Here is a 16,462-nt window from a genome sequence, read left to right on the forward strand (position 1 = left end):
TTTTTTGGCTATATCATAGCTGGAAACCGCTGCTTTTTTTGTTTACAGACCTATTATCGTAATTTTTGGTTGCGTTCTCAATGACGGGAAGATAGAATGATTGTAACGAATTTACAGGGATGTGTGATTATGCATAAAATTGTCGAAGAGTATCTTCGCCATCATAACCAAATCGAAGAAGCGCAATTAAACAAAAAAGAATTCGTAATGGATATCCCATCCATCTCTTTTCAGACTGCTGAAGAAAGTATGATCTTACTCAAAGAGTATTTTCTAAAAAATAATTCTATTTACATCAGTAAGCATCCTAGGTTTGCATCTTACCCAGAACACAGTCATCATTTCTTAGAATTGAATTATGTTTACTCTGGAAAATCTATCCAATATATAAATGGCCGCCGCGAGATCATTCGTCAAGGCGAAGTATTACTAATGGATCGTGGTTCTTCCCATAGTTTAGGCGAGCATGGTGAAGATGATATCCTCATTAATATTATTTTTCCGAATGACAAAGTCGATATTGATTGGCTCTCTAGTCTGAATGATAAGAATAGCGTGCTCTTTAACTTCTTAGCCCAAACGATGGCCACACGTTCCCGCAAAGAATATCTGATTTTCCGCTGCTCCGAAAACGAGCATGTACAAATGATCCTCGATCAAATGATCGATAAATATTTCATCGAACCCGTCTTCGCTAATGAGATCATCTCCTTATACATTCCAATTCTATTTACGGAGCTGATCGGCAACTGTAAATATGACTTCTATGAGGAGAAAAAAGATAAGACCAACCATCAGGTCGTGATTGATACCTTAAAACTAATTGAGAGGGATTATGCAAATCTGTCTCTGGAAAGTGCCGCTCAACAGCTTGGCTACAATAAAAATTATCTAAGCAATATCATCAAGAAAAAGACCAATGAGACGTTTTCGGAGCTACTAACCAAACAGCGCATGAAGCAAGCGAAATTTTTGATTGAAGGTTCCACGCTTTCGATCAGTTCCATTATTGAAATGGTCGGCCTGAAAAACCGCAGTCATTTCTATAAGCAATTTAAAGAAGCATACGATGCTCTGCCGAATGCTTTCAGAAAAAACAAAAAAGAAGCAGCACCAAAAGTCTAAAAGACTTTTGCGTTGCTTCTTTTCTATAATTTTGAACCAATCACGATGCCGATAAAACTTAACAGCAAGCCTAATCCGTAGGAACCAAAAAAATAGCGGTAAAACATGGAGCGGTCATTTTTCCATAAGACAAACAATTCAAAATTGTAGGTAGAAAATGTGGTATAGCCGCCCATGATTCCTGTACCTAAAAATAAATAGACTGGATCAGATAAGTGCACTCCGAAAAAAATTCCTAATAGAAGACTACCTGTTAAATTAATAAAGAAAGTCGATCTTGGCAGCCGTTTAGTTTGCGGTTCAAAATAATTATTCAGAGTAAAACGCAGCATCGCACCGATCGCTGCACCGCTGCCGACTAATAGTGTTTCGATCATTGATCGGCCACCTTTCTGTGGTAGATCGCTTCACCTAGTACGGTCATAGCTAATCCGCCGATAAACGATAGTATCAAATAAAGAAAAGCCAATCCGATTTTTCCTGACTGCACTAATTTCATCGTATCCAAGGCAAATGATGAAAAGGTCGTCAAAGCACCACAAAAACCAACACCTATCCCTAAAACCAAACGCGCAGAAACATCAATATCACTTAGGATATGCTTGACAATCCAGCTAAAAATAAAGCACCCCAATAAATTTACCAGCAGCGTCCCTAATGGAAAACCACTTACAGCAGGAATCCACACGCCTAACCAATAGCGCGCTGTTCCGCCGATAAAAGCAAAGAGTGCAATGACTAAGTAGTCCAACATGCTTTTCATCTCCATCTTTTTATTCTTACCTACTATAAAACGATTGATTTGAAGTTGCAAATAAACCTATCTTTTTCATCCACAATTTGCAAAACATGCTAAACTAAGGTTATCTTGGAAAAAGTGAGGGTTATTTATGAAAGGCATTATTTTTGATTTTAACGGGACGATGTTCTTGGATTCCGATTTACATGAAGCCGCTTGGCTGAAATTGATCCAGAAATATGCGAATAAAGAAGTGACTGAAGAAGAAATTATGAAAAATTTCCATGGCAAAACCAACGATGTAATTTTGCGTAAGTTCGTCTCGTCGGAGCTGACAAACGAAGAGGTTCAAAAATTATCGGATGAGAAAGAGAGCTATTATCGCGAAGCGCTCATAGCGACTCCCGATCGTAAGCATTTTACGAAAGGCCTCGAGGAAGTCTTGGACTATTTGAAGGTGGAAAAAATCCCAACGACGATCGCGACAGCATCGCCAAAGGTCAATCTGGATTTCTACTATGACTATCTGGACTTAGGGAGATGGTTTGATTATGAAAAAATCGTTTACTTTAATGGAGAATTTCCAGGCAAACCTGCGCCGGATATGTTCTTGATTGCGGCAGAAAAAATCAATACGAAGCCAGAAAATTGTCTCGTGATCGAAGATTCTTATTCAGGCTTGCAGGCAGCTCATAATGCCAAGATCGGCACGATCATAGCGATTGATCCAGATAGGAAAAACCGTGGGGTCTTTGAAGCAGAGGCTTTAGCACAGGATGGGATCATTGAGGATTTCACCACCTTTATAGCAGATTATTTAAAATAGAAAAAAGCCGTAAGAGTAAGATTACAAAATCGAACTCTTGCGGCTTTTATTAAACGATTTTTGCGCCCAAGGTATTTTTGAAATGGCTCAGCGCCCATGTATGCCCCGTTGCATCGAAGCTGGCAACGGCTTTTTCTGGGATCACTAACTGATACCCCAGATTATAAGCATCTACCGCGGTATGCAGGACACAAATATCCGTGCAGACACCTGTTAAACAAAGCTCCGTAATCCCACGTTCCCGCAGACGAATATCCAAATCGGTACCGCTGAAGGCTGAATAATGTCGTTTGTCGATCCAATAGACATTTTTTTCTGCTTTATTTGCTTGATAAAAATCTGCTAACGATCCATATAAATCACGACCACTTGTACCAATCACATTATGAGGTGGAAAAAGCTGGTTTTCAGGATGGTACTGATCACTCGGGTCATGACCATCAATAGCAAAAACAATAAAGTCGCCTTGATCAAAATAATCTTTTGTTACAGACACTAACTCTTTTTCAATCACCTGACCAGCTTTTCCAGTCGTTAATTTCCCGTCAGTGGCAACAAAATCATTCGTATAATCAATCGAAAGTAATGCACGCATAGAACGTTCCCCCTTTAATCCTGGTAGTTCAATTCATTTATATCGTTCTTATAGTCTCATTTTCTTGTTAAACTAAATGATTTACAAATTCAATCACTAATTTCGCTGACAATGTTCCTGTTCGGTTTACAAACTCTTCGTGTGTTTCTGTTGCTTCACTATCAGCAGTATCACTGATAGCTCGGACAATCAAGAAAGGAATACCAAATTGAGCCGCTGTGTGTCCAATCGCAGCACCTTCCATTTCCACCGCTAAAGCATCAGGAAAAGCCGCTTTGATCTCATAAATTTTTGAAGGGCTGCTGACAAAAGTATCCCCTGAAACAATCAAACCAACATGTGCCGTTTGATTCATTTTTTTACTAGCTTCCAGCATTTCACTTTTTAGATACGTCGAGCTTTCAAAATACAATGGCATTCCAGGTACTTGACCAATTTTGTAGCCAAAAGTAGTCGCATCAACATCGAAGTAGGCAACATTATCCGCAATAACCAAATCACCAATTGCTAAGCCAGCACCGATTCCGCCTGCAGTACCGGTATTGATCACCATATTGACTTTATATTGTTGAATCAAAACCGATGTTGTAATCGACGCTAAAACTTTACCGATTCCTGATTGAACAACGATTACTTCATGGTTTCCTAGACTCCCCGAAATAAACAATGCTCCTGATTGCTCCCAAGATAATGGATGTTCAAGACTTTCTCGTAATGCTTTTACTTCTGGTTCCATTGCACCGATAATACCGATTTTCATAATCATTCCTCTATTTCTTAAGAATTTTTTCTTCAATCTGTTAAACAAAAAATACTAACAGCATGACCACGATCAATAGTAATAATACTATAATAATCGCTTTATTCAAAAAGCTGCTGCGCTCTTTCTGTTTTACCCGCTCACTACTTCGAGATTTCGTGACTGGCTTATTCTTTTTTAATTCCTTACGATAAACATTGCTGATTTCTTTTTCTCTTTTCTCATAGGCCCGTTCAGCAGCCTTACGCTGTTCTTCTGCCAAACGTTCCTGCTCTTCTTTTCGCTTCCTTAATTCGCTGCGCGTCACCAAGGGTGATTGGCTCATGCGTGATCTCTCCTTCTAAGTTGCAGCAACTCCCAATAATTGACTGCAAAAATTGTTTTCGCATCACAAATTGATCCGTCTTGGATCGCTTGTTTTGCTTCTTCCATCGTTAGTTCATAAAGTTCTAAAACTTCATCTTCGTCCTGCGGTAGTGGATTTTCAACCTTGACCAGATCAGTTGCAGCGTAGATATACAATTTCTCGTTAGAAAAGCCAGGGGATAGATACATTTCATTTATGTACGATAGTTTTTCAGTGTGATACCCAGTCTCTTCTTCTAACTCTCTTAAAGCCGTTTTTTCTGGATGCTGTCCTTCACCGGGATCTATTTTCCCAGCCGGAATTTCCAGAACAACTTTTTCTAATGGTTTACGGAATTGTTTGACCATAATGATTTTGTTTTCTTTTGTGATTGGAATAATTCCTACGCCACCATGATGGAAAACTAGTTCCCGTTTTGCTGTTCCACCCATCGGTAAAGCAACCTCATCTAAATAGACATCAATGATCTTTCCCTTAAACAATTCTTTACGTTTTATCGTCTTCTCTTCAAAATCTTTATACTCTAACATAGCGACACCTTTCCTCCGAATAGCTTCAATCCAACGGTTCTGCTTTATTGTATCACAGAAAATTCTTATGTTTTTTCTAAATCTGAAAAATCCATCTTTAGTCCGATACTATTTCTATAGAAATTCATGCTATGATGAGCGTGTAAAGAAATCAAGTAATTTGAATAAATAATGTGAAGGGTTATTACTAGACTAGGAGGATTATTATGCGAAGGAAAATATTCCCTATCATCATCGCGGCAATCGGTATTCTCTCCTTTTTTGAAGGAGATTTTGGCGACTATATCGTCTTTTTAATGCTGGTCGTTGGTTTTTGGCTAATCTATCGTGGATTTAAGGGACGAAAGATTAAGCCCCAAAAAGAGGAATTACCATTTCTAACGAAAGAAAAAGAAGCTTACTATAAAAAACTGGGTATGAGCGAACGTGAGATCGAATTGTTCCGTGAAACGATGAATCTCTCTAAACAACAAGTTTTACGTTTGCAACAAAATATCCAAAAAAATGCCAAGCTCAAAGCGATTGACTTACGTCATGAAACATTGAAGGCAGCGAAGGCTTTGTTTAAAGAATTGGTGAAAGATCCAAAACGTTTGCCTGAAGCGAGTCAATTTCTTTATACACACTTACCAAATATCGTAGATTTGACCGACAATTATGTTGAAATCAACGGACATGAGGTCAAGTCAAAAGAAGTTTATGGTAAACTAGAGGAAAGCGCTCAAATCATTGATCAGATGGCAGATTTAATCGTGAAAGACTACCAACAATTCGTTGCCGAAGACTTAGAGGACATGGATGTTGAGCTCTCGATCGCAAGAAAAAATCTTGACCAAGATCCTGATTTGACCACAAAATAAAAAAAAAAGCTAAATAGGAACGGTTAAACGAACTCACTCAGCTTTTGAGCAATAAGACCAACATATTTCTAAATTGCTTTTCAAATTTCGAGATATTTTTGCTTATTGTCGAGAAAGCTAGTTCGTGAAACCAGACAAAAAAATCTAGCTTAAGCTAGATTTTTTTCGAACAGGAGGACACAAAATGGAACCGGAAAATAAACCAGAGACCCAATCGGTCGACAGCACTTTAGATGATCTACTTAGTAATCCCTTTGGCACCGATGCTTTAACCCCCGTTCAACAACAAGAAATTTCTCATTTGCAGTCTCAAGAACAAGCAGACCGCTTAGTTGATAAATTACCCAAAGAACGTCAGGTACAAGCACAAGAACTTGCCAAAAAAATTGATGTAAATGACTCACAGGCCGTAATTAGTTATGGTGCTACAGCGCAAACAAAATTGAGTGAATTCTCGCAATCCATGTTGAACACTGTTTCTTCACAAGACATCGGCCCGATCGGTGATTCATTGAACCAATTAATGTATCGCTTAAACGAAGCCAATCCTGATGAATTACGTGTCGGTGAAGGCAATATTTTCCAAAAAATGTTTGGTAAAGTCAAACAATCGATTTACGAAATTACAACAAAGTACCAAAAAATCGGTGCTCAGATTGATAAGATTGCAACGAAATTAAACGTGGAAAAAGATGGCCTGTTGAGAGACAACCAAATGCTAGAAACTCTTTACAATAAAAATAAAGATTACTTTGATGCGTTAAATATTTATATTGCTGCGGCTGAATTGAAGATGGAAGAAATGAAGCTTACCACCATTCCTGCCGCAACCGAAAAGGCGCAAGCTTCTGGCGATCAAATGGATGTCCAAGTCGTTAATGACTATACACAATTTTTAGATCGTTTAGACAAACGTACTTATGATTTAAAACTTGCCCGTCAAATCACGATTCAACAAGCGCCACAAATTCGTTTGATTCAAAATACGAACCAAGCATTAGCAGAAAAAATTCAGGCTTCGATCAATACCGCTATTCCATTATGGAAAAATCAAGTAGCGATCGCTTTGACATTATTACGCCAAAAAGATGCCGCTACTGCACAACGTCAAGTTTCTGAAACAACCAACGATCTATTGAAGAAAAATTCAGAGATGCTGAAGATTTCAACCATCGAAACCGCCAAAGAAAACGAACGCGGTATCGTCGATCTAGATACGTTGCAACAGACACAAAACGATTTAGTCGAAACCTTAGAAGAAACCTTACGCATCCAAAAAGAAGGACGCGAACGCCGGCAAGCAGCCGAAATCGAGATTGGTCATATGGAAAGCGACTTAAAACAAAAATTAATGGAATTGAATTCTGGACAATAAAAACGTTATCGGATACTTCTTCTGAGGTATCCGATTTTTTTGTCTTTTCGAATAAAAAAGCTTACCCATGTCAATGAGTAAGCTTCAGACTGTAGACAAAAGACGTTCCAAACTCGAAATTTGAGTTTGGGACGTCTTTTTATCTGATTTCTTTCGACATTCAGGACAAAAAAATAAAGGCTTCTTGCCTTTCCATAGCCAAGTGGCTAATTTCTTTAAATTCATTGCAGCAAACACCAGCATCGTATGCGTCGCGACTTTTTCCAAGCCTCGATACTTGGTCCAACGCATCCCATGCTTCTCTTTTGCATCCGCAAATATTCGTTCAATCGTTTGTTTTCGTTTTTTATAAATCGATTTATTCCGATCCGTTAAACGAAGATGTTCCGCTTCATCCATTAAGTCTCCCCAAACATGTCTCGTGATGACTCGTTGATGATTTTTACTTTTGGTACATTGGTTTAGCAGAGGGCAGTGGACACACTCTTTTGGATCAGATTTGTATTCACGATACCCGTCTCGAGTGACTGTTGAAAAATCGAGCATTTGATCCTGCGGACAAATGTAACAATCATAATACTCGTCATAGAGAAACTCGTTTTTTGATAATAGTCCCTTTTTCCCTTTGGGCCTTGAATAAGGCAAACAAGGTCGAAGGTTCAAATGAGTCAAAAAGTGAACAAACTTAGGTGTCTTATACCCGGCATCAGCGACAACACAATTGATTTCAGGAAAAAGTCTCTTCGATTGTTTGACGAGTTGAAAGGCGACTTGACTGTCATGAATATTTCCAGGAGTTATGATGGTGCTGAGAACAAATCCGTTGTCGTCGCATGAAGTATGGGCAGAATAAGCAAATTGTTTTTCTCGTTCACCTTTGACGTAGTAGCCACTTTCCGGATCAGTCTTACTTATTTTTCTTTCTTTCAGCTTCACTTCCTTTTCTAGGTCCAAAGTAAAAGGGCGTTTTCCGGCCTCTATTCGTTGACGATTGATCTCATCTTCTAATTCATCTTGATAGGCTTTCGCTTCATCATGGGTCATTTCCTTCGTAAACTTATGTTTATTGGCGTTGGCTTTGATGTGGGTAGAATCCAGATACAAATTATCCTCTGTTACGAAACCTGCTTTAACTGCTTGTTCTAAAATATAGGCAAAGATATCCTCAAACAACGTCGTTTCTCTAAATCGGCGGACATAATTCTTTCCAAAAGTTGAGAAATGGGGGATTTTCTCCTCGAAGGAATAGCCTAAAAACCAGCGGTAAGCGACATTGGTGTCGACTTCCTTAATGGTTTGGCGCATGGAACGGATGCCGAATAAATACTGGATAAACACTAATTTAATCAGAATGACTGGATCGATACTTGGTCGACCTAAATCGGAGTAAGCGGCTTCGACGATTGGATAAATAAAGTCAAAATCAAGTGCGGCATCAATCTTTCGAACGAGGTGATCTTGAGGAACCAGATCATCAATCGTGAGCATCGCAAATTGATTTCTACCATTCGTATTGTTTTTAGACATCATAACTATCACTCCTTGTATTCGATTTCATAAATCTATTATAAAAGAAAAGACTGTAGACAGCATCCATAAAATGGACTTTGTCTACAGTCTGAAGCTTACCCATGTCAATGAGTAAGCTTTTGATTTACAGGAAAAAATTCGCTGTAAAACTATGATTTCATATATCCTAACACGACACCACCGACAATAATCAACAGACAGCCGATAATAACGTAGTACATTTCTTTCTTGGTTTTGCGTTCGCCTAAAAGGAAAATCCCACCAAGTGTCGAAATGATAATTCCCATTTGCGACAACGAAAAACCTATTGCTAAACCAAGATTTTGAACAGTTAACAACATACAGATATTCCCAATACCCCACAAAAGACCTGAAGCCATATTACGCCACACATAGCGATCAACCTTTGCTTTACGAAAAGCGAAGAAGCTCGCACCAATTAGCATCCCGACACTTTGCGGTAAGATAATTGCTAATGGATCCAGACCCGCCCATGTAATAATAATCGTATAGACACCGTATCCCAGCGTTGAGAAAATTAATGAACGAAATCCCTTCCCAAAATTAAGCATGCTGTCGTCTGATTGGACGCCACTTTCGTCATCTTTGCGCGCCGTTAAATAGGCACCAAAGACAAGTAACGCCAACGCGATGAATCCTAAAACAAAATCCTTCGTCTTGGTCCATTCATGAAAGAATACTGCACCGGCAAGGGTATTCAGAATCAATTGAAACCCTGTTGAAATCGGCAAACCGACAGAAACACCCATGAATTTCATCCCATGAAACTGACCGTTCTGACCAATTGACCAAAAGAGACCTGACAAGAAACCAATTAACAGTATCCAACTATTCATCGCTGGTTGAACAATGAAAAAAGTCACTAATGCAAAAACAAAAGCACCCAGCGTCATTCCTAAGGTTTGCTGGTTGGCGTCCCCGCCTAGCTTTCCGCTCACCAAACCAATACTTCCCCATGCTACCATTGGTATTAGGGCAATTAAAAAACTCATAAACTTACTCCCTTCAATTCACAACTGAAACAGTTTAGCGAAAAAAAGGAAATTTAGCAATCAAAAACAAAAAATTTAACGTTCTTCATGATAATAATCTAATCGTGGGAAAAACAAGGTCATTGTCGTTCCTTCATTCATTGTGGATTCCGCAGTTAAATCGACACCAAGTTTACTAGCTAACGTTTTGGCAAGATACAAGCCAAGCCCTGTAGAATGCTGCTGTGCTTTCCGTCCATTTTCTCCGGTAAAACCTTTATCAAATATTCTTCCTACATCTTCTGGTGGAATACCGATACCGCTATCTTGCAGGATCAAGGCAACTCCCCCATTTCTCACTTCAATCTTAATATTGATTTGGCCATGGTCAGGAGTATACTTGATTGCATTGCTTAAAAGCTGCCGGAAAATAAATTCGATCCACTTTGCATCTGTTAGTACTTTGGCATCCTCTTCGGACAAAGATAACTGTAGATTTTTCTGAATAAAGTAATTGGCTTGGCTACGTATGATTGGTTGAATAATCTTTTTTAATGAATACTCTTGGATCAAATAATCATTTACAAATTCATCTGAACGCGAATAATATAAAATTTGCTCAACATATTCATCGATCTGTTGAATCTCATTTTGCAGCAAAACAAACTTATCATCAGGGATATCAAATTCAATCGAATTCAAAATCAAATCTACAGCTGCTAATGGAACTTTGATTTCATGAATCCAAGAATCCATGTAATCTTTCTGATCTTTTTGACTGGCTAATAACTGTTCCACCATCAAATGATGTTCACGTACTTGCTGGTTCACATATTCCTGAATCAGCTGTTCTTCATTACTAGAAGCCGATTCCACAAAATGCTGAAGATGAGAGTTTTCCTCTTTATCAAAAGATTTAAACCATTTTTTTCTCCGATAAAAATCAATCGTGAAAAAAAGAAAAACTAAAAATAATTGTAAAACCAGTAAATAACTAAGATTATCCCAAAAACCTCGCAAGTCTGGTGTTAACCACACCATAAAAATCAGCAGTAAACTTAATACACCCCAACCCGCTAAAATCAGCAGGCGATCTTTTAAATACTTTGTAAATGTCATAACTGCTCCTTATTTACGGGACGATATACCCTTGCCCGACTTTCGTTTGAATATAATCGTCAATCCCCGCTTGTTCGATCTTGCGACGTAGGCGGTTGATATTAACTGTCAATGTATTATCATCAACAAATCGTTCATCGTCCCAGAGAGCACGCAATAATTTATCACGACTCAGAATTTTTCCATGTTGTTTCATTAAAATAAATAGCAGTCGGTATTCATTTTTACTAAGATCAACCACTTCATCATTGATTGTCATACTGCTATTATCGATATTTAAGATAATTCCATTGTGTTCCAGTTCTTCACCGCTTTCAGTGTAATTATATGACCGACGCAATAAAGCATTAATTTTAGCCACCAAAATATCCACCTGAAAAGGTTTCGTAATGTAATCATCTGCCCCCATATTCATCGCCATAATTTGATCCATATTCGTATTTCTAGAGGAAATGAAAATAATCGGCACCTTAGAAACTTCACGGATTTTTTGACACCAATAGTAGCCATCATAAACTGGCAGGTTAATATCCAATAAAACAAGTTGCGGTGCAATCTCTTCAAATTCTTCAAAAACTTGATTAAAATCGGTTGTCTGGTAAACTTCGAATCTCCATTTTGTTAATTCTTCACCGATCAATTGACGAATTACAGCCTCATCTTCAACGATCATGATTTTTGCCATTCTATTCCCTCACTTCTTGATACTGTCTGATTTTCCTGAACGCTTTTTATCATCATATCAAAGAAACAAAAAAAAATGAAAGACGATCCATCTAAGATTAATTTTTAGTAAAATCCTTAAAGCCTAAATTGTCATCGATCATGCCGCCTTCACCTGACAAGCTAAACGTGCTGAGACGGGAATTAAATTTAATTTTCATCTCCTCTTGCAAATCCTCTTTTGAGTACCCTTTGATCCAAAAATCACCAATCTCAGATGTAATTTTTTCATCATAATCAGACTTGTCCATCTCTGTCGAAATAATATTGATTGAAAATTGTGTTTGCATATGAATCATTGCATGTTGGGAATAAGGCCCAACTCCATCCTCGAATGTTAACAACAATTGTTTGTTTGCTCCTAAATATACTGAAAGTTTTTCTTTAGCTGCTTCATCAAGTGTGATTTTCATAGTGTCTTCTCTCCTCTTTTTCTATTTAACAATAAAGCCCCTTTATCTGACTCTTATCATCAGACGAAGGGGCTTATTTTGCAAGGATTCTTACTTAATTTAATTGTTGATCGAGTTTTGTTAAATCAATTTGTGGATTTTGAGAAAGAATTTCACGGAAAATCGGCAATTGTTTGTTGATTTGACCGGCGTTGTCATTTTCAACTTGCATGACTAATAATGGTTCATGTAAGCTTAAGCGCAGCAGCATCCAGCCTTTTCCAAAGGGGGCTGAAACTGAAAAACGAACACCCTCTTGATTTTCTGAATTTTCTGCAAATCCTTCCTGTTTTGGAAGCTCACTGCGAAATTTCTCGATCATTTGCTGACCGACCTCTTTATAATTTTCACCACTGATAGTATAACGAATTTCCAATGTTTCTACTGGCTGTTCTAACTCAGCCATCAAATCAGTCAGCTCGCGATGTTCTTTCTGCAATTTTGGCAGTAGCATTAACACCTTGGCAATGACATAAGCACCATCATCTAAAAAGTAGTTTTCTTTAAATGCGGCATGGGAACTAGTTTCGATTGCCAATTGGCAATCAATTCCTTCTTCATTCAACTCGATTGCTTTATTGATGACATTTCGGTAGCCAGAAATATAGCGGTATTGTTTGCCACCATTTTCTTCAATGAATTTTTTCAAATGGTCCGATGTAGGGGAATTAGTTACGATTGTGCTGCCAGGATGTTCCTGTAAAACAATCGCAGACAGCACAGCGATCAAGTTATTGCGATTGATCATTTGTCCATCTTTCGAAACAATCGCAGAACGATCAACATCCGTATCAAAGATCACACCCAGATCGGCATTATTATCCAACACCGCCTGTTTAATGCTTGCCATCGCTTCTTTATTATCGGGATTTGGAATATGATTTGGAAAATTACCATCAGGGTCCAAGAATTGAGAACCGCTAGTATCAGCACCGAGTACCGCTAAAACTTTATCCGCAAAGTAACCACCAGCACCATTGCCAGCATCAACAATGATTTTCAACCCCTGCAATGGCCGTTCACTGCCACTGCCGCGTTGAATCTTTTCAACTAAGTCAGCCGCATAACGCGAGAGCAAATCCGCCTGCTTCACGCTCCCTACCGCTACTTCACTAGCTTCGGTATGCGTCAAAATGTAGGCGATGTCGCTTTTCTCTGCCCCGCCTGATTGGCTGAAGATCTTAATGCCATTAAAATAGAATGGCAGATGACTCGCTGTCAGCATGATCCCTGCATCACATGTAAATTCTTCAAATTGCGTCGCCATAAACAAGGCTGGTGTGGTGGCTAAACCAAAATCCAACACCTCACAACCTGCTGCCTCAAAGACTGCATTCATTGCGTCCTTTAGCTCTGGTCCTGTCAATCTACTATCATGACCGATCCCAATTTTAAAAGGTTTCTTTTTCCCTTTTTCCGATAACCAATTAAGAATCCCATTGGCTATCAAACGCGCTTCTTCTACACCCAAGTTTTTAATTTTGTCCTCAGCATTGATAGCGATTCCACGAATGTCTGAACCATTTTGCAATTTTGCCAACTCCATTGATGTACTCCTCCTCATTTCTACTTATGTATTCCTTTTACCAGCTAAAAAAAGAAGTGCCTTTTCATGCTGTCTATCATCCAATATAAAATAGTTGCGTTTCCTAATTAGGCTAAATCGACATACTCAATTAATAGCTTATTACGCTACTTTTAGTTTATTATACCAAAAATCCCGAAAAAGAAAGCCTTTTCCGGGAAATTTTATCAATTTAAGTAATTCCTACTCTTTTAAATGACACGAGATTTAGGATTCTTTTTGGCTTGACGTTTCTCTTGCCAATGAATACGCCAACTAACTAATTTGTCCATTATGAAAGTTAACCCTTTAAACAACCAATAAATACCGAAGGTCAAGGGAATCACAAAGAAGAGATTTCGATTCCATAGTTTATCAAAATCAAAAAATTCTCTTAAAAATAGATAACAACTTAAATAAGCAGTGCTCAAAATTGCAATCAAAGCAATTTTCTTCTTATCCAATGGAAAAGAGACTTTGTACAAGACCAAGAGTCCCACGCAGCCTGTTAGAAAGACGGACATCGTTGAGGTTGCTTGATAGTCCAGTTCAAACAACACATTGGCCAGCTGGATAACCATCACCGCACTAATCACTGTCAAAGCGCCTGGCAGAGAAACTCGTAAAATATTGTTTAAAAAATCCCCTTTTATCCGTTCATAGCTTGGTTTTAAGGCTAAAAAGAAGGACGGGATTCCTACGGTCAGTGCATTGATCGGTGTTAACTGGACTGGCTCGAAGGGGTATGGATTTGATAGAATCATAAAGATTACGGCCAAAATCAAAGAATAGATTGTTTTTACCAAATACATTGACGCGACTCGCTCGATATTGTTGATTACACGTCGGCCTTCATTTAATACGTTCTGCATTCGCGCAAAATCCGAATCTAATAGTATTACATCTGAAGCAGCTCGTGCCGCACTGCTTCCCTTTGCCATCGCAACGCCAATATCCGCTTCACGTAAAGCCAGCACATCATTAACTCCATCACCTGTCATACAAACAGTATGGGTCTCTTTCAGTGCTCGAATCAATGATTGTTTTTGCTTTGGGGTCACCCGTCCAAAAACAGTAGTATTATTTACTAAGGCTTTATAATCAATCGGTTCGGTTAAACTGGACATATCAATAAATGCTTCCGCGTTTTGGATGCCAGCTTTTTGAGCGATTTTCGAAACAGTCACCGGATGATCTCCCGAGATGACTTTTAATTGTACCTCTTGCTTAGCAAAGTAGCCAAAAGTCTCCCGTGCATTTTCTCGCAAATTATCAGAAATGATCAACGTTGCTAACAAATGCGGTTCATACATCATTTCCTCTGCTAATACTCCAGGATATTCGACTAGGACTAAAACACGTTGTCCTTCTTCTAAATAAGGCTGAATCTTATGTTGCATATCAGAAGACATATTGCTAAAAATAAATTCTGGTGCTCCAAAAGCAAAACTTCCTTCGTCTTTAAAGGTGACACCACTCCATTTTCGAGCAGAAGAGAAGGGAATAATCTTTTCTGCTTGCCAATCGTCCACAATTGGAAAAGCCTCGCGCAACGCTTTGGCAGTCGCATTTTGATCTTTTAATTGAGCCAGCAATGCCCCCATAATGGTGTTTAAGCGATGGTCAGAAATCTCTTCTAACAAAGCTGTTTCAAACTTTAATGTTCCATCCGTAATCGTCCCTGTTTTATCCAAGCAAATGACATCTACCCGTGCTAACGTTTCAATGGAGGGAAGGGCTTGAACCAACACCTTTTTTCGTGCTAGGTTTGCCGCACCTACAGCAAACGCAACACTCGTCAACAGCATCAGCCCTTCAGGAATCATACTGACTAATGCCGCTACCGTTCCTAAAACTGCTTGCTTGATTGAAGCTGAGGCTTGGTATTGACTATAAAACAATCCTAATCCTACCGGAATGATAACAATCGTTAAAACAGTAATCATTCTGCTTAAAACTTTGGTCAATTCGGAGCTACCCGTTTTTTTCATTTTTGCCTCACTCGTTAACTGCTCGGCAAAATTGTCTTTTCCGACCGCTGTCCCTTGATAAAAACATTCGCCAGCTGTTACAAAACTACCGCTAAACAATTTATCGTGCGTCTCTTTTTGGACGCGATCAGCTTCTCCGGTAAGTAATGATTCATCCACTTCTATACCTTCGCCAGCTAACAATTGACCATCTACCGGGACTTGATCACCATTACGTAAATAGAGAATATCTCCCAAAACAATCATTTCTTGGTCGATCTGCTTTAATTTTCCCTCCCGTAAAACGACTGCTTTTGTCTTTGCTAAAACCGATAATTTATCGATTGTATGTTTTGCTCGTAATTCTTGAATAATTCCAATCAAAGTGTTGATAATCACTACACCAAAAAACAATGTATTCTTCGGCGATCCAACCAATAATACGAATAAAGCTAAGACAAGATTAAGAATATTAAAGATATTGATTGTATTTTCTTTGATAATCTCCTTGTCTGACTTTAGTAAATTCTCTTCCACTTGGTTCGTTTGACCTTGTTCAATTTTCGTTTGGACCTCAGAATTTGATAGCCCATATAGCTCTGTTGGAATTTCAACGTCATCAAAATTTTCTTCCACCGTTTGAATTTCTTCCTTTTTCTTCATCCGGTTTCACCTCATCTCATTTAAAGCAATTAATTTCTTTTTCTGTATTTATCTTACCACGACTTCCATTTTTAATCGGGACTGAGCATTTCCCTTAAACAACTCATAATTAATGAGAACCAGAATATAAGAAAGGTTTCATGAATTCTCATAGCTTTTGAACATCAGGTGGATACTTGTTCCACCTTAGCTCCGCAAGCAGTCATTGTATGCGTAGAAAAGCTCGTTCGTGAAGCCGGATATAGCTATCCCTACTGTCTTTAACCTTTTCT

General features: G+C 38.6%; 17 protein-coding genes. 4 read left to right on the forward strand and 13 right to left on the reverse strand.

All coding sequences use genetic code 11. The features are described from left to right. The first annotated feature begins 129 nt into the window (after positions 1–129). Positions 130–1,125, forward strand: a complete 996-nt coding sequence (locus tag IGI44_RS14120; RefSeq protein WP_438788399.1) for an AraC family transcriptional regulator — start codon at positions 130–132, stop codon at positions 1,123–1,125. A 23-nt stretch (positions 1,126–1,148) separates the two neighbouring features. Here the strand turns inward: IGI44_RS14120 and IGI44_RS14125 are convergent, their stop codons facing one another. Next, positions 1,149–1,502 carry a fluoride efflux transporter FluC gene (locus IGI44_RS14125; RefSeq protein WP_438788400.1) on the reverse strand — a complete coding sequence of 118 codons (354 nt, stop codon included), beginning with the start codon at positions 1,500–1,502 and terminating at the stop codon, positions 1,149–1,151. After that, complete coding sequence (crcB, locus tag IGI44_RS14130) at positions 1,499–1,879, reverse strand: fluoride efflux transporter CrcB (protein ID WP_438788401.1); 381 nt, start codon at positions 1,877–1,879, stop codon at positions 1,499–1,501. The genes IGI44_RS14125 and crcB overlap by 4 nt, the downstream gene beginning before the upstream one ends. Before the next feature lie 136 nt (positions 1,880–2,015). Between crcB and IGI44_RS14135 the strand changes: the two genes are divergently transcribed. Further along, on the forward strand, positions 2,016–2,690 hold the full coding sequence (locus IGI44_RS14135) for an HAD family hydrolase (protein ID WP_438788402.1): 675 nt from the start codon (positions 2,016–2,018) through the stop codon (positions 2,688–2,690). Between the two features lie 49 nt (positions 2,691–2,739). Here IGI44_RS14135 and IGI44_RS14140 read toward each other — a convergent pair whose 3' ends face one another. The 4 genes from IGI44_RS14140 to IGI44_RS14155 form a co-directional block, all read right to left on the reverse strand. Further along, positions 2,740–3,285, reverse strand: coding sequence for a cysteine hydrolase family protein (locus IGI44_RS14140; protein ID WP_438788403.1), 546 nt, complete (start codon positions 3,283–3,285; stop codon positions 2,740–2,742). 67 nt (positions 3,286–3,352) lie between these two features. Beyond that, positions 3,353–4,045, reverse strand: coding sequence for a 5'-methylthioadenosine/adenosylhomocysteine nucleosidase (locus IGI44_RS14145; RefSeq protein WP_438788404.1), 693 nt, complete (start codon positions 4,043–4,045; stop codon positions 3,353–3,355). Between the two features lie 40 nt (positions 4,046–4,085). Then, complete coding sequence (gene macP, locus IGI44_RS14150; protein WP_438788405.1) at positions 4,086–4,370, reverse strand: cell wall synthase accessory phosphoprotein MacP; 285 nt, start codon at positions 4,368–4,370, stop codon at positions 4,086–4,088. Continuing rightward, complete coding sequence (locus tag IGI44_RS14155; protein ID WP_438788406.1) at positions 4,367–4,942, reverse strand: NUDIX hydrolase; 576 nt, start codon at positions 4,940–4,942, stop codon at positions 4,367–4,369. Before IGI44_RS14155 ends, macP begins: the two co-directional genes overlap by 4 nt. Before the next feature lie 206 nt (positions 4,943–5,148). On the opposite strand from IGI44_RS14155, the gene IGI44_RS14160 reads away from it, so the two are divergent. Next, on the forward strand, positions 5,149–5,802 hold the full coding sequence (locus IGI44_RS14160; protein ID WP_438788407.1) for a 5-bromo-4-chloroindolyl phosphate hydrolysis family protein: 654 nt from the start codon (positions 5,149–5,151) through the stop codon (positions 5,800–5,802). A gap of 184 nt (positions 5,803–5,986) precedes the next feature. Further along, entirely contained in the window at positions 5,987–7,177 is a 1,191-nt protein-coding gene (locus IGI44_RS14165; RefSeq protein ID WP_438788408.1) for a toxic anion resistance protein, read from the forward strand. A gap of 84 nt (positions 7,178–7,261) precedes the next feature. Here IGI44_RS14165 and IGI44_RS14170 read toward each other — a convergent pair whose 3' ends face one another. From IGI44_RS14170 to IGI44_RS14200, 7 genes are all read right to left on the reverse strand, one after another. Continuing rightward, a complete protein-coding gene (locus IGI44_RS14170; RefSeq protein ID WP_438787416.1) occupies positions 7,262–8,707 on the reverse strand; it encodes an IS1182 family transposase in 1,446 nt (481 codons plus the stop codon). Positions 8,708–8,856: 149 nt separating this feature from the next. Beyond that, positions 8,857–9,720: a GRP family sugar transporter gene (locus IGI44_RS14175; protein ID WP_438788409.1), complete on the reverse strand. Its 864-nt coding sequence runs from the start codon at positions 9,718–9,720 to the stop codon at positions 8,857–8,859. Between the two features lie 75 nt (positions 9,721–9,795). Further along, entirely contained in the window at positions 9,796–10,818 is a 1,023-nt protein-coding gene (gene sapS / locus IGI44_RS14180) for a two-component system sensor histidine kinase SapS (protein ID WP_438788410.1), read from the reverse strand. Positions 10,819–10,831: 13 nt separating this feature from the next. After that, positions 10,832–11,503: a two-component system response regulator SapR gene (gene sapR, locus IGI44_RS14185; protein ID WP_438788411.1), complete on the reverse strand. Its 672-nt coding sequence runs from the start codon at positions 11,501–11,503 to the stop codon at positions 10,832–10,834. A 97-nt stretch (positions 11,504–11,600) separates the two neighbouring features. Then, positions 11,601–11,954 carry an iron-sulfur cluster biosynthesis family protein gene (locus tag IGI44_RS14190; RefSeq protein WP_438788412.1) on the reverse strand — a complete coding sequence of 118 codons (354 nt, stop codon included), beginning with the start codon at positions 11,952–11,954 and terminating at the stop codon, positions 11,601–11,603. A gap of 94 nt (positions 11,955–12,048) precedes the next feature. After that, positions 12,049–13,539: a phosphomannomutase/phosphoglucomutase gene (locus IGI44_RS14195; protein ID WP_438788413.1), complete on the reverse strand. Its 1,491-nt coding sequence runs from the start codon at positions 13,537–13,539 to the stop codon at positions 12,049–12,051. Positions 13,540–13,769: 230 nt separating this feature from the next. After that, positions 13,770–16,190, reverse strand: a complete 2,421-nt coding sequence (locus tag IGI44_RS14200) for an HAD-IC family P-type ATPase (RefSeq protein ID WP_438788414.1) — start codon at positions 16,188–16,190, stop codon at positions 13,770–13,772. Positions 16,191–16,462: the final 272 nt, after the last annotated feature.

The sequence above is a fragment of the Enterococcus sp. DIV0756 genome, assembly GCF_051710745.1.
Taxonomy (GTDB): Bacteria; Bacillota; Bacilli; order Lactobacillales; family Enterococcaceae; genus Enterococcus_A.

Coding starts and splice junctions, on each gene's coding strand:
- IGI44_RS14155 (WP_438788406.1), bottom strand. CDS start 4,942: ATGTTAGAGTATAAAGATTTTGAAGAGAAGACGATAAAACGTAAAGAA.
- crcB (WP_438788401.1), bottom strand. CDS start 1,879: ATGTTGGACTACTTAGTCATTGCACTCTTTGCTTTTATCGGCGGAACA.
- IGI44_RS14125 (WP_438788400.1), bottom strand. CDS start 1,502: ATGATCGAAACACTATTAGTCGGCAGCGGTGCAGCGATCGGTGCGATG.
- IGI44_RS14190 (WP_438788412.1), bottom strand. CDS start 11,954: ATGAAAATCACACTTGATGAAGCAGCTAAAGAAAAACTTTCAGTATAT.
- IGI44_RS14135 (WP_438788402.1), top strand. CDS start 2,016: ATGAAAGGCATTATTTTTGATTTTAACGGGACGATGTTCTTGGATTCC.
- sapS (WP_438788410.1), bottom strand. CDS start 10,818: ATGACATTTACAAAGTATTTAAAAGATCGCCTGCTGATTTTAGCGGGT.
- IGI44_RS14200 (WP_438788414.1), bottom strand. CDS start 16,190: ATGAAGAAAAAGGAAGAAATTCAAACGGTGGAAGAAAATTTTGATGAC.
- IGI44_RS14165 (WP_438788408.1), top strand. CDS start 5,987: ATGGAACCGGAAAATAAACCAGAGACCCAATCGGTCGACAGCACTTTA.
- IGI44_RS14140 (WP_438788403.1), bottom strand. CDS start 3,285: ATGCGTGCATTACTTTCGATTGATTATACGAATGATTTTGTTGCCACT.
- IGI44_RS14160 (WP_438788407.1), top strand. CDS start 5,149: ATGCGAAGGAAAATATTCCCTATCATCATCGCGGCAATCGGTATTCTC.
- IGI44_RS14175 (WP_438788409.1), bottom strand. CDS start 9,720: ATGAGTTTTTTAATTGCCCTAATACCAATGGTAGCATGGGGAAGTATT.
- IGI44_RS14120 (WP_438788399.1), top strand. CDS start 130: ATGCATAAAATTGTCGAAGAGTATCTTCGCCATCATAACCAAATCGAA.
- IGI44_RS14170 (WP_438787416.1), bottom strand. CDS start 8,707: ATGATGTCTAAAAACAATACGAATGGTAGAAATCAATTTGCGATGCTC.
- IGI44_RS14145 (WP_438788404.1), bottom strand. CDS start 4,045: ATGAAAATCGGTATTATCGGTGCAATGGAACCAGAAGTAAAAGCATTA.
- sapR (WP_438788411.1), bottom strand. CDS start 11,503: ATGGCAAAAATCATGATCGTTGAAGATGAGGCTGTAATTCGTCAATTG.
- macP (WP_438788405.1), bottom strand. CDS start 4,370: ATGAGCCAATCACCCTTGGTGACGCGCAGCGAATTAAGGAAGCGAAAA.
- IGI44_RS14195 (WP_438788413.1), bottom strand. CDS start 13,539: ATGGAGTTGGCAAAATTGCAAAATGGTTCAGACATTCGTGGAATCGCT.